A 13,028-nucleotide genomic window follows, 5' to 3' on the forward strand; every position below is an offset into this window, starting at 1 on the left:
CTTCCGTCGTCCTGGCTATAGTCTCAGGCGCCGCTCAGTAGTCCATTCCGCCCATTCCGCCCATACCTCCCGCGCCACCCATAGCGGGCGAAACCTTCTGCGGAATGTCCGCGATCATTGCTTCAGCGGTGATCAGGAGCGCGGCAATCGAGCCGGCATCCTGCAGGGCCGTCCGAACGACCTTGGCGGGGTCGACGATACCGGCCTTGATCATGTCGACATAGACTTCGTTCTGGGCGTCGAAGCCCTGATTGTGATCCTTGCTGTCGGAGAGCTTGCCGACGACGATCGAACCTTCAACGCCGGAATTCTCGGCAATCTGCCGGATCGGCGCTTCAAGTGCTCTCAGCACAATCGAAATACCTGCCGTCATGTCAGCATTCGCGCCAGTAAGCTCAGTCAAAGCTGCCTTGGCGCGCAAAAGCGCAACACCGCCGCCGGCAACGATGCCTTCTTCCACGGCTGCACGAGTGGCGTTCAGCGCATCATCGATGCGGTCCTTCTTTTCCTTGACTTCCGTCTCGGTCGCGCCGCCGACGCGAATGACAGCAACGCCGCCAGCCAGCTTGGCGAGACGTTCCTGGAGTTTCTCCTTGTCGTAATCCGAGGACGTTTCCTCGATCTGCAACTTGATCTGCTGGACGCGCGCCTGGATGGTGGCTTTCTCGCCGGCGCCGTCGATGATCGTCGTCGTATCCTTCTCGATGAGCACGCGCTTGGCCCGCCCGAGCATGTCGATCGTGATGTTCTCGAGTTTGATGCCGAGATCCTCGGAAATCATCTGGCCGGCGGTGAGCACGGCAATGTCTTCCAGCATCGCCTTGCGCCGGTCACCGAAGCCTGGCGCCTTGACGGCTGCGACCTTGAGGCCGCCGCGCAGCTTGTTGACGACCAGCGTCGCTAGCGCCTCGCCTTCGACGTCTTCCGAGATGATCAGCAGCGGCTTACCGCTTTGCACCACAGCTTCGAGGATCGGCAGCAACGCCTGCAAATTGCCGAGCTTCTTCTCATGGACGAGAACGTAAGGGTCCTCCAGCTCCGCGCGCATCTTCTCGGCATCGGTGACGAAATAGGGCGAGAGATAGCCACGGTCGAACTGCATGCCTTCGACGACATCGAGTTCGGTTTCGGCGGTCTTGGCTTCTTCGACGGTGATCACGCCCTCATTGCCGACCTTGTTCATCGCCTTGGCGATCATGGCGCCGACCGACGCGTCGCCATTGGCGGCGATCGTACCAACCTGGGCGATCTCGTCCGAAGATTTGACTTTCCTGGCCCTGGCTTGAATGTCCTTCACCACAGCAGCCACAGCAAGGTCGATGCCGCGCTTGAGGTCCATCGGGTTCATGCCCGCGGCAACGAATTTGGCACCTTCGCGCAGGATGGAAGCGGCCAGCACCGTGGCGGTGGTGGTGCCGTCGCCGGCGAGGTCGTTGGTCTTCGAGGCCACTTCGCGCACCATCTGGGCGCCCATGTTCTCGAACTTGTCGGCAAGCTCGATTTCCTTGGCGACGGCGACACCATCCTTGGTGATGCGCGGCGCGCCATAGGCCTTGTCGATGACGACATTGCGGCCTTTGGGGCCGAGCGTCACCTTGACGGCGTTGTTCAGAATTTCGACGCCGCGAAGCATCCGGTCGCGGGCATCGGTAGCGAATTTGATTTCCTTGGCAGACATGATTTTAGGTCCAGTTCAGTCTTGAAATTGCGGGATCGGAAATCGCCCGGTCAGGCGGCTTTCTTGGCCGCTTTGGTCTTCTCGACGATGCCCAAAATGTCGCTCTCCTTCATGATCAGGAGGTCTTCGCCGTCGATCTTCACCTCGGTGCCGGACCATTGGCCGAACAGGATGAGATCGCCGGCCTTGACGTCGAGCGGGATCAGCTTGCCGCTCTCGTCACGCGAGCCCGGGCCCACGGCGATCACTTCGCCTTCCCGAGGCTTTTCCTTGGCGGTGTCGGGAATAATGATCCCGCCCTTGGATTTGGTATCGCCTTCCGCGCGCCGAATGACGACGCGGTCGTGGAGTGGCCGGAATTTCATTGGGGGTTCTTTCTGCCGCCGCACATAGAGCGACTGCAACACTTAACATAGCCCCTTTGGCACTCGAATGATAGGAGTGCCAAATTTTTAATTCCTCAAACCGAAAATATTTGAAATGTAAATCAGTCGTTGTTACCGGCGCTTTTGGCCGTCCGAAAGGCGGAGCCATAAGCAATTTTATTGTAATTCATCCCTCTTAATTTTGCCGACAACAGACTATATTAATCCGCAATTATGAACCAAACCTATTGAGCCTTGATTGAATGTGCATCGAGAGATATATACAGTTCGCGAAAATTTGGCACGATTTGGCTTTCCCGGTCCCGATCGACATAGGTCCGCGACCTTCGACCCACCATGAAGCACCGAATTTTCGACAGCGAATGTATAGCGCTTATCCGGCGCGCATGTCGCTCTGTTCGAGCCTTTGAACCACGGCGCTGACCACGGATGTACTGGCAGCATTGGGATCTTTCCGGTTCGGATGGAAAAGATGCAGGTCGGCGTGCTCCTGCGGAAAGCCGCACCCCCTCATGCAACGCAGCCTCCCGCGTGGGGAGCGCTTGCCTGCGCTACGGCGGCGGCTTTCCATGCGAGCCGCTTCAAAAATGATGCTGCGAAACGGCTCCGGCTTTATCCGACGAACGCCTCACGCATCCGAGCGAACATGCCGGGCTGTCTCCCGGCAATCGCCGCACGGATGTGACGGGCGGCCGTTACGGCGCTCACCGTCGCGCCGAAATGACAATAGCAGATGATCTCATGCAATTGCCTGTCGGTCAGTTCGAAGAACCGCTTCGCTTCGCCGTAGTTGTCGTTTTCCAACCCGGCGGCGCGGAGGACAGGATCCTCGAAAGCGACTGAGATCGGCGAGCCGTCGCCGCGCATGGCCCCGCGTGATCTAACCGGCTGATACTCGGTCTGGTGTAGCGTCGAGAGTCGCCGGTCAGGGTTCCGTTCAAGGAGCTCCGCCCAGCGTTCAAGACGTTCGCTGCGCGACATGGCCTGGCGCAGGTAGTCCTGATCGATCTCGGCGACGATCTGCAGTTGCTCAAGCGTCTGGTGCTTCATTTTAGCCTCCTATTCGGACGATAGTTGGCCCACCCATATCCTTCTTATACCTGCGGCCAGCGTGACTCCGACCGATCGTGAAGTCCAATCACGATGATGTTGGGAGGGCTTCCCCCCACGAAAATGCGGAGGCTTCGCAAAGATCCGGCCATTAATTTGGCGAACGCGGTCAAATGCGCGGCTGTTCGACGATGTCGGTCTGGAGTCCGTGCCGATCGAGGTGATCGACGGGCAGAGTCTGTGCTGGAGTAGCCCGGCTCATCGCTGGCCGGGCAGCGGGATCAAGCGAGTGGCAGTTTAGCTTCGAAACCGCCGAAGGCCGGGCTGATGCGAGTTCTCCGCCCGGTCGTTGGGCCCTTGTGGCTCCAGTGTACGACTTCCGGCATGACCTGGCGCCTGGCTACTCCGTAGGATCGCAGTTTGTCCGTGTCGAAACCATTATCGAAGTTACCCGGCCCGATGGCGGAGTGTTGCGGATTTGCGCGATCCAAGGACCGGTCCGTCCATCAACCAACAAGTTGAGCGGAAGCCACCTCAAAAACGGTCCAGGCTGTGCGTCGTCAGGATGGTAGCCGAACCAGCGAAACAGCCAACCAGGTGTCCCTTCCTTCGACCTTTAGAGACTGAGCAGTCAGCTGCCGCCAAGCGAGAATGACGATCGCTCTCACTGCTGCGGCGCTGGTATCGGTGTGCCGCCAAACCAACCAGCCGCATACGCAATCACGACCAATACCACGATCACGGATACCACGCCGTACCAGAGGCGCCTGTCCTTGAGATCCATCGTTACCTCCTGCCCGCTACATGTTGGCCACTGGGCGAATTCCTTGAGCCTTTGGCCGTCATTTCCCAGATGAGCGACCCAGTGCCGTCTGGCAGGCACACAGTAGGCTGGATAAGGGGTCTTTGAGAAGCGCGCAATACGACCGCGCCGGCATGATCGCCAGCGGCTGCGACCGGCGGCTGCAGGCGTGCTCGACGAGTAGCGTTGCGGCATGGATGTCAAAAGATCGGCGATGCCATCCAGCGCCTGTGTGATCGATGCGGCGCGCGTTATCCTGATCTTCCAGCACGGCTCCGCGCAGCCGCACCCCTCATTAGACCGTTTCGAGACGGCTGAACCGAACCGGGATGAGTTTGCGAGTCTTCAGTTGCCCTGCCGCATCCTTGTCGATGACCGTCAGCAACTGCGCTTCTCCAGGTCCCACGGGCAGGACCAGGCGTCCCCCCGGTTTGAGCTGCTCAAGCAAAGCCGGCGGTGTCCGCTCAGCGGCCGCGGTGACCAGGATCTTGTCGAATGGGGCGTGCTCAGGCCAGCCGCGAGACCCGTCTCCGACACGAATGCCGACATTGGAGAAGCCGAGACCCCGCAGGAGAGCCTCGGCATGGCTTGCGAATTCCTCGATGATTTCGACGCTCCAAACTTGCCCGGCAAGGTCCGCGAGGATTGCGGTTTGGTAGCCTAGGCCGGTGCCGATCTCGAGCACTGCCTCGTGCGGTTGCGGCGCAAGGAGATCGGTCATGAGAGCAACGATGAAGGGCTGCGAGACGGTTTTATCAAAGCCGATCGGCAGCGGCATGTCTTGGTAGGCATAAGGCGCAACTGATGCTGGCACGAAGAGGTGCCGCGGTATCCGCCTCATCGCCGCCAATACCCGCTCATCGAGCGCCGCCTTGCCAAGTTCTTCGCTTGCAAGATCGGTGTGAATTGCAATCATCTCGACCATGTGCCTGCGTAGAACCGCGAGGTGCTCTTCGTTCATCGGCTTCATGACGGTGGGGCGCTCCTCAACCAGTCTGCTGCCTGATAGCCTTATACCCTGTTCGTCTTGTCACAGTAACCATGTCGTCGAGAACGCGGCTTCGGTTGGGGCGGGTTGTACCGCCCTGCTATTTCGTCGCCGTCCTTGGTGCTCTCCCGTTCCTCGCACCGGGGTGGAACGGCGTGCGCATCAGAAGCTCGCCAGCCAGGCGACAACATCGATATAGCGGATCGCCAGCCAGTTGAGCACCAATAGGCCGAAGGCCAAAACGACGCCGAACCCTGCGCTGTCGCTCACCGGCTCCATCCCGTGCTGATCGTGCGTGATCTGGCGATTGACGATGACCGAACCTGGGCGAGCCAGCAGCGCTATTCGCGCTGCAGGCCGGCCATACGATAATCAGCGTTAGCCCGCGTGGCGCTGCTGAGAAGAACCGGAATTTCGTGATGGCTTGCCGCCGCCATTGGCGCGGCACTGGGGGACTGGCTGTCCTTCTGGATCGGCAAACGGCTTGGAAAGCGGGTTTCGCACTATTGGCCCCTCTCCTGTTCTTCGAGCGGTGGGGGGTCGCCGGCGCTTCTTCGGTCCCTTGCGTGCATCCGTACCCTTGGTGGCGGGCATCTGCGCGATGCCCGCTCTGACGTTTCAGTTTGCCAATATCGCTTCGGCTCGCCGGAGTTCGTAGCCGACGTTGCACGGTTTTTCGACGTCACGAGAGGACACGTCTTGCTCGCCGGTCCCAAGACGATCGCAAGCGTTCCGGATTTTGCTCGCGCGGATCGGGAACTTGTCGTCGTTCGCTCCAGTATGGATCCCGAGGACACGCTCAAGCGCTTTGCCGGCCGTGTCGTCTTCATCGGCGGCGGTCCACCGGTCTGGGACGCCTACGCGCGCTTCGTCAGCCACTGGGATGTCACGCGGCTGCCCTATGACGGGCCGACGGACCGCTGGTTCGATGCAAGATGGCTTACGGGGGTGTCGAAGTTGCCAGAAATCACCGCGACCAATGAAGGCTCGGCTCGTATCGATCTGGGATTATTTAGACCACCTCGCGACCCAAGTTCCAGACCGCATTTTATGCAACTTTACATCGAACACAGAACCGACACCGGTGCAGCTTGCAATTTTTTCGCCGAACGGCGTCACACGGTGATGGTCGTGCAGCACCAGCCCGCGCACAAAACGATCGCGGACTCCTTCCTGCAACTGGCGCAATCCCCCGAAAGTCCTGCGGAACCGTTGCGGAGGCCTTCACCTCGATACCGACGACCCGACCGCGTCGATCCTCGATCACGACGCCGACTTCGTCCTGATCCTTGGTCCGGTAGTGTGAGAAAGACACCCGTCGCTCTGACCACCATGCGAGCTTCAGGAATTCCGACACCACGAACCTCTCGAGCAAAGCACCGAACCGCGATCGGTCCTACGTTCTTCGCCTACGGCCGCTCACAAGATTGTCAACAATCTGAGAAAGTTTTGTTGACAGGTGATTGATTTGAGCCTTCACTCACAAAAGTCCGCGTATCGGTCGAGTTCTGTCGCAACAATGCGCGGCCTCCAAAGGGGAAAGAACAATGATCAACAGACGTTCAATAATCACATCCGCGGCGCGCGGCGCCGTCTCCGCGCTGGCAATCATGGCCGGCGGCACAATCGCGGTGCACGCCGCCAACAAGGAACTCAAGATCGGCTTTGTCGGCGTGACGAGTGGCGCGGCCGCTGCGTGGGGCACATCCAACGTCCGCTCGATGCAGACGCGCGCCGCCTGGATCAACGAAACCGGCGGTGTGAAGATTGGTGACGAGACCTACGACATCAAAATCGTCACCTTCGACGACCAGAAGGATCCGAAGCGGGCGATCGCCGGCATGGAGAAGATGGCCCAGGAGGGCATACACTATGTCGTCGGTCCGAATGTCGACGACGGCGCCGCGGCGGTGCGTCCCGTGGCTGAATCCAAGGGCATCATCTATTTTCCCTACGCGTTCCCGAAGGAACTCTACACCCCGCCGGCGTCCAACGCCGTGCTCGGCATGATCGCCAACTACCAGTCGGCTCCGGCGATCTACAAATATCTCATGGAAAACAGGGGCGTGAAGAAAGTTGCCTTTGTCGCCGCAAATGAATCCGATCCGCTGAGCCAGCGGGATGGCGGTGTTGCCGCGGCAAAGGCGCTCGGGCTCGAGGTTGTGGCTGCCACGGATGTCTACCAAAACGATACCCGCGATTTCACGCCGGTACTGACGCCGATCGTTTTGCAAAAACCGGACCTGCTGGTGCTTTCGGGTGTCGCGCCCGGCAATGCGCCGCTGCTGATCCGCGCCGCGCGCGAGCTCGGCTACGAGGGTCTGATCTCCACCGAAACGGCGCAGGATGCCAAGGTGCTGGAAGAGGGCGCGGGCGAGTTGGCCAACGGTTTCATCTCAGTCGGTGGCGCATCGACGCCCGAAATCGCGTCCGACACGATGAAGGAATTCGTCGACCGCTACACGAAAATGTTCGGCGAATACAATGACGAGTCCAACACCAAGGTCTACGCGCTCGAATACATCATCGAGACGCTGAAGGCGAACCCGGCCGCGATCGACAATGTCGAGGAGTTCAAGAAGACGATCGACACTTTCTCGGCGCCCAATCCCTATCTGAAGGACGATGCCAAGCTGACCTATGTCGGAATGACGTCGTTTGGCCAGAAGCGCCAGCTTTCGGTCCCGATGGTGGTCACGGAATACCGCGACGGCAAGTTCGAGACGCTCTTCGTCGCTCAAGTCGATTGACGCAACTGCACCGAAGCGGATTGCCGCAGAGGCTCGAGCATTCGTCTTCAGCCTCTGAACGGCCGGAACCATCCTGATGGAACAAATCATCGCCAACGGGCTTTATCTTGGCGCGCAATACGCCTTGATCGCGCTCGGTCTGACCCTGATCTTCGCGCTGATGAACGTGCTTAACTTTGCCCATGGGCAGATGTACGTTCTCGGCGGCTTCGTCACCTACACCGTCTATGGCCAGCTCGGCATGCCTTTCGTCGTCGCGCTCGTCGCGTCCGGGATCACGCTGCTGGTCATTGGAGCGCTTGTCGAGAAATTCCTTTTCAGGACGGTGATTAAGCGAAGCGTGCGGGAGGAAAGTACGATGCTTCTCGCGGCGGCAGTCGCATTCTTCCTCGACGCCGTGATCCTCCTCCTGTTCGGCGAAAAGCAGCGCGGCGTGCCGAAGATCGTCAAAGGCGTCTTCGTCTCCGACAGCCTCATAATGCCTAACGACCGGCTGCTGGTCGGCGCACTCGCCATACTGTTCATCGCCTCCTTCGTGCTTTTCATGCAGTACAGCAAGCCGGGACGCGCCATGCGGGCGCTGGCGCAGGACCGGGTCGCGGCGCAGCTGATGGGCGTCGAGGTCGACCGCTATTCGATGATCGGCTTTGCGCTCGGCGCCATGCTTGCCGGCATAGTCGGGGGGCTGCTGGTCGCCATCACCGGCGTCAATTCGGGCATCGGCGGGCCGATCTCGATCAAGGCGTTCTTGATGGTGATGATCGGCGGGGCCGGCGTGGTCAGCGGAGCGATCGCCGGCGGCTTCATCCTCGGCATGATGGAATCGGTCGGCCTGACGGTCCTACGCCAATATGGCGACGTCACTTATCTCGTCATCTTCGCCGCGCTGATGGTGTTCCTGAGCATCCGCCCGAACGGGCTCATGGGCAAGCCGTGGGGATGATGGACATGAAGCGTACACGCAACATCCTCGCCGTCGCTGTCTTCCTGCTGGTCGTACTCGTCGGCGTGCCCTGGCTGATCGAGGCGACCGGTCGGCTCGACCTCTACTACACGCTGACCTCGGTCGCGCTGCTCAGCATCGCCAGCGCCGGGGTGTGGGTGACTTTCTACATCGGCCGCATCAATATCGGCCAAGGGGCCTTCGCGCTTATGGGCGGCTATGTTTCGGCCATTCTTGTCGTCCAGTACGGTGTGTCGTTCTGGCTGACACTGCCGCTGGCTGGGCTATTCTGCGCCGCTGCAAGCGTGCTGATCGGACTGCCCATCCTCAGGCTTCGCGGCGTCTATTTCGCCATGGTCACGCTGGTTTTGACCGAAGTGGCGCGGCTGCTCGCGCTGGCGCTGCCGATCACCAACGGAGCCAAGGGCATGGTCAGCATTCCGCTCCCCGGCGGCATCTCGATCTTCGGGCTGACCATCCTTCCAGATTTCGCGACGCTCGCCAATCCGCGTCCCGCCTTCTATCTGGTGTCGGTTGTGCTGATGGTGCTGTGCTTTGCGGCGCTCTACCGCCTAGTCCATTCGCGCATTGGCAAACTCTGCCAGTCGTTGCAGCAGAACGAGGAACTGGCCTCCTCGATCGGCGTCAACATCGCCTATCTGCGCGTTATCGCCTACGCCTTCTCCTCATTCCTCGGCGGTCTCGGCGGTGCGATGTTCGTCGCCATCTCGCAGTCGATCTATCCGTCGAGCTTCACCGTCACCGACTCGGTGAACTTCATGCTGAACTGCTTCCTCGGCGGGCTCGGCCACGTCTTCGGGCCGATGATCGGCACCTTCGTGCTCTATTTCGGCTGGGATTTCCTGTTCGAGACCGGCGAGTTCCAGTTGCTGATCTTCTCTTCGGTGCTGATCGCGCTGATGCTGTTCCTTCCCAACGGCCTGCTCAGCCTCAGGCTGTTCGGCAAGAAGCAGGGCTAGGACCATGACTGAGCTTCTCCAGATCAAGGCCGTGACCAAACGCTTCGGCGGGCTGGTCGCGGTCAACAATGTTTCCTTCGCGGTCCGCGAACGCGAAATCCTCTCCGTCATCGGCCCCAACGGCGCCGGCAAGTCGACGCTGTTCAAGTTGATTTCCTCTTTCCTCAATCCGACCTCGGGCGAAGTGCTATTCCGGGGAGAGCGGATTTCAGGCCTAGCGCCGCATATCGTCGCCCGGAAGGGCGTGGTGCGCACGTTCCAGGAGACGACGATCTTCAAGGGCATGACGGTGCGCGACAATGTCATCATCGCGCATCACTTGCGTTCCAACGCCAGCCTTGCCGGCTTCTATCTCGGCACGAACACCGCACGGCGCGACGAGGATGAATTCGGCCGCTCGGCCGACGAGATCATCGACTTCCTCGATCTCGGCGCGCAACGGCATGAGATCGCCAGCACGCTGCCGCACGGCCATCTGCGCGCGCTCGGGATTGCCATCGGGCTCGCTACCAACCCGACCGTGATTCTGCTCGACGAGCCCTTCGCCGGCATGAACCATGACGAAACCGTACGCGCGGTGGAGATGGTGCGCGACGTGCGGAAGCGCGGCGTGACTGTCCTGCTGGTCGAGCACGATATGCCCGCCGTCATGAACATTTCCGACCGCATCGTCGTCCTGAACTTCGGTGTGAAAATCGCCGAGGGAACGCCGAAGGGAATCCAGGAGAACGAAAAGGTCATCGAGGCCTATCTCGGCGCCGAAGATGAGGCGATCGGATTTTAGCCATGAGCGAACTGCTGAAAGTCTCCGACGTCGAACTCTACTACGACCATGTCTATGCACTGAAGGGCGTGTCGCTCAACGTCAACGAGGGCGAGACCGTCGCGCTGATCGGCGCGAACGGCGCGGGCAAATCCTCGATCCTGCGCGCCATCACCGGCCTGAAGAAAGTTCGCAGCGGCGAGATTCATTTCCGGGGCCACCGCATCGACGGAACGCGCCCGGACGAGCTGGTCAGGATGGGCATCGCCATGGTGCCGGAGGGTCGGCGCGTCTTTTCCTACATGACGGTGCGCGACAATCTGATGATGGGCGCCTTCACCCGCACCGACAAGGCCGAAATCGCCAGGACGCTGGACATGGTGCTCACGCGCTTTCCGCGCCTGAAGGAACGCTATTCCCAGACGGCGGGCACGATGAGCGGCGGCGAACAGCAGATGCTGGTGATCGGGCGGGCGCTGATGGCCAAACCGAAGCTTCTGCTGCTCGATGAACCCTCGCTCGGCGTCGCGCCGAAGCTCGTCCAGGACATCGCCCGCTCCATCGTGGCGATCAATCGCGACGAAAAGGTCAGCGTTCTCTTGGTCGAGCAGAATTCGCGCATGGCGCTGCGCATCTCGCAGCGCGCCTACGCACTGACGACCGGAAAGATCGCGCTGGCCGGACATTCGGCTGAGCTGCTTGGCGACGACCGGGTCAAGAAACTCTATCTCGGCGGGGAAATATGAAAGCGCAAATGGACATACTCGTCGTCAATCCCAACACCACTGCGTCCATGACCGAAAAGATCGGCGAGGCGGCGCGCGGCGCGGCTTCGGCCGGCACCAGGATCATCGCCGTCAATCCGAAGGACGGGCCGCCGAGCGTCGAAGGCTATTTCGACGAGGTCTTCGCCATCCCGGGAATGATCGGCGAGATCCAGAGACATCCGGCGGCGAGCGCCTGCGTTATCGCCTGCTTCGACGACACCGGCCTCGACGCAGTACGCTGCGTCGGCGAGATGCCGGTGGTCGGCATCGGCGAAGCGGCGTTTCACATGGCGAGCCTAATTGCCGGCAAGTTCAGCGTGGTGACCACGCTGTCGCGTTCGGTGCCGGCGATCGAGCACAATCTGGTGCGCTACGGCCTCGCCAGCCGCTGCGCCAGGGTGCGGGCAAGCGACGTTCCCGTTCTAGAGCTCGAAGTGCCCGGCTCCAACGCCCGCCATCGAATTTCGGAGGAGATCGAGCGCGCCATCCGCGACGACCGGGCCGAAGCGATTGTGCTGGGATGCGCCGGCATGGCCGACCTCGCCGCCGCGCTCAGCCGCGAACATGGCCTTCCTGTGCTCGACGGCGTCGCCTGCGCCGTACAACTCTGCGAGAGCCTCGTCAGCCTTGGCTTGTCGACCTCGAAGCGCGGCGGCTACCAGGTTCCACTCGAAAAATCCTTCGCCGGAATCTTTGCGCCCTTTTCGCCCTCCGGCCGTGTATCCTGATGCGTGCAAAATTGTTGACACTCCCACACAGGATGTTCGATGTCCGGCCGGAAACGCGGTGTTCGCGCCGCTATGCGATCCGGCCGCCGGGACAATGAGACGATGGACCTGCTTGGACCAAAGACACGGGATGGCGACAAGCCGACGATGCGCTGGTTTCCGGTCTATGCCGGCCTGCGCGACGCCATCGTCAGCCATCGCCTCGCACCGGGCACAAAGCTGCCCGAGGACGAGCTCGCCTCGATCTATTCGGTGAGCCGCGCGGTGATACGCGCGGCGCTGCAGGCGCTGTCGCATGACCGCTTGGCTCGGCTCGAGCCGAACCGCGGCGCGTTCGTCGCTCAGCCGACCAAGCAGGAAGCGCGCGAGGTGTTCGAAGCGCGGGCGCTGATCGAGCCCAAGGTCGCGGCGCTTGCCGCCGAAGTGGCAAAGCCGGCCGAGATCGCGCAACTGCGGCTTCATCTCGAAAAAGAGCACGAGGCCCTGCATGCCGGCCGCGACAGCGACGCCATAATGCTGTCGGCAAAATTCCATGTCGGCATCGCTGAAATCGCCGGCCATTCGATCCTGACCGGCTTCGTCAAGGACCTGTTGTCGCGGTCGTCGCTGATCATCGCGCTCTACTGGCGCCGCCGCGACACCACCTGCGAAAGCCACGCCCATCACGCCCTCGTTGATTCCATCGAAAAGCACGACGCAAAAAACGCGTCCGACCTGATGCAAAGTCATCTCATCGACCTTCTGTCGGGCCTTGATCTGTCGCTTGGCGAGAAGAAGCCCGAGAGCCTGTCGGACATCTTGCGCTGATCTCCGCTGTCAAACTCTTCGCCGGAGTTCGCCCATGTCCCCACGTGCTGGGCGTGATCGAAGCAATGCATAGCATGCATCGGTCCATGAGGACTGCTTCTTCGTTCCTGCCGTCATAACAGTAGCGCTCGTTGAGTCCGCGGCGCTGCCCTCCAGCTTCACCTACTCCTGCTGCCGCACAACGGGGCACGCAGTCGCAGCAAGGATTGGGCAAACTGCCGGTTTTTCTTACGGCCTTTAGATACGACCTGATGCGATCGGTCGATGGCCCTCGCGAGAGGCCAGTTCCAGACTGCAATCTTATGCGACTTTCGAAGCACAAAGCGTGCACATCGAACCCGAAGGCGGCTTTGCTACCCGACCCTGGACGCCAGTTTCGCGCCCCA

Annotated in this window: 11 protein-coding genes and 2 pseudogenes; 8 read left to right on the top strand and 5 right to left on the bottom strand. The window is 60.8% G+C overall.

The features are described from left to right. Positions 1-34: 34 nt before the first annotated feature. The 5 genes and pseudogenes from groL to NKH13_RS11845 form a co-directional block, all read right to left on the bottom strand. Positions 35-1,678 (bottom strand): chaperonin GroEL, encoded by a 1,644-nt coding sequence (gene groL / locus NKH13_RS11825; protein WP_352912586.1) that lies wholly within the window; start codon positions 1,676-1,678, stop codon positions 35-37. A gap of 50 nt (positions 1,679-1,728) precedes the next feature. Next, on the bottom strand, positions 1,729-2,043 hold the full coding sequence (locus NKH13_RS11830) for a co-chaperone GroES (protein ID WP_352466759.1): 315 nt from the start codon (positions 2,041-2,043) through the stop codon (positions 1,729-1,731). A 633-nt stretch (positions 2,044-2,676) separates the two neighbouring features. Further along, positions 2,677-3,114 (bottom strand): hypothetical protein, encoded by a 438-nt coding sequence (locus tag NKH13_RS11835; protein WP_292659986.1) that lies wholly within the window; start codon positions 3,112-3,114, stop codon positions 2,677-2,679. A gap of 303 nt (positions 3,115-3,417) precedes the next feature. Then, positions 3,418-3,542 (bottom strand): annotated as a pseudogene (locus NKH13_RS11840) (IS6 family transposase); the annotation flags it as partial. Positions 3,543-4,211: 669 nt separating this feature from the next. After that, complete coding sequence (locus NKH13_RS11845; protein WP_352912587.1) at positions 4,212-4,886, bottom strand: protein-L-isoaspartate(D-aspartate) O-methyltransferase; 675 nt, start codon at positions 4,884-4,886, stop codon at positions 4,212-4,214. A gap of 663 nt (positions 4,887-5,549) precedes the next feature. Here NKH13_RS11845 and NKH13_RS11850 point away from each other — a divergent pair. The 8 genes and pseudogenes from NKH13_RS11850 to NKH13_RS11890 all read left to right on the top strand — a co-directional run. Further along, positions 5,550-5,849 (top strand): annotated as a pseudogene (locus NKH13_RS11850) (diacylglycerol kinase); the annotation flags it as partial. A gap of 602 nt (positions 5,850-6,451) precedes the next feature. After that, on the top strand, positions 6,452-7,654 hold the full coding sequence (locus tag NKH13_RS11860; RefSeq protein WP_352912588.1) for an ABC transporter substrate-binding protein: 1,203 nt from the start codon (positions 6,452-6,454) through the stop codon (positions 7,652-7,654). A gap of 76 nt (positions 7,655-7,730) precedes the next feature. Then, positions 7,731-8,597 (top strand): branched-chain amino acid ABC transporter permease, encoded by an 867-nt coding sequence (locus NKH13_RS11865; RefSeq protein ID WP_352912589.1) that lies wholly within the window; start codon positions 7,731-7,733, stop codon positions 8,595-8,597. A 5-nt stretch (positions 8,598-8,602) separates the two neighbouring features. Continuing rightward, the gene (locus tag NKH13_RS11870) at positions 8,603-9,577 is read left to right on the top strand and encodes a branched-chain amino acid ABC transporter permease (RefSeq protein ID WP_292659991.1); all 975 of its coding nucleotides are present in this window, start codon (positions 8,603-8,605) and stop codon (positions 9,575-9,577) included. A gap of 4 nt (positions 9,578-9,581) precedes the next feature. Further along, on the top strand, positions 9,582-10,361 hold the full coding sequence (locus tag NKH13_RS11875; RefSeq protein ID WP_352912590.1) for an ABC transporter ATP-binding protein: 780 nt from the start codon (positions 9,582-9,584) through the stop codon (positions 10,359-10,361). Between the two features lie 2 nt (positions 10,362-10,363). Continuing rightward, positions 10,364-11,086, top strand: a complete 723-nt coding sequence (locus NKH13_RS11880) for an ABC transporter ATP-binding protein (RefSeq protein WP_352466752.1) — start codon at positions 10,364-10,366, stop codon at positions 11,084-11,086. Between the two features lie 8 nt (positions 11,087-11,094). After that, entirely contained in the window at positions 11,095-11,835 is a 741-nt protein-coding gene (locus tag NKH13_RS11885) for an aspartate/glutamate racemase family protein (protein WP_023722329.1), read from the top strand. A gap of 102 nt (positions 11,836-11,937) precedes the next feature. Then, entirely contained in the window at positions 11,938-12,642 is a 705-nt protein-coding gene (locus NKH13_RS11890) for a GntR family transcriptional regulator (RefSeq protein WP_023722328.1), read from the top strand. Positions 12,643-13,028: the final 386 nt, after the last annotated feature.

The sequence above is a fragment of the Mesorhizobium sp. M1348 genome (genome assembly GCF_040317925.1).
Lineage (GTDB): Bacteria > Pseudomonadota > Alphaproteobacteria > Rhizobiales > Rhizobiaceae > Mesorhizobium.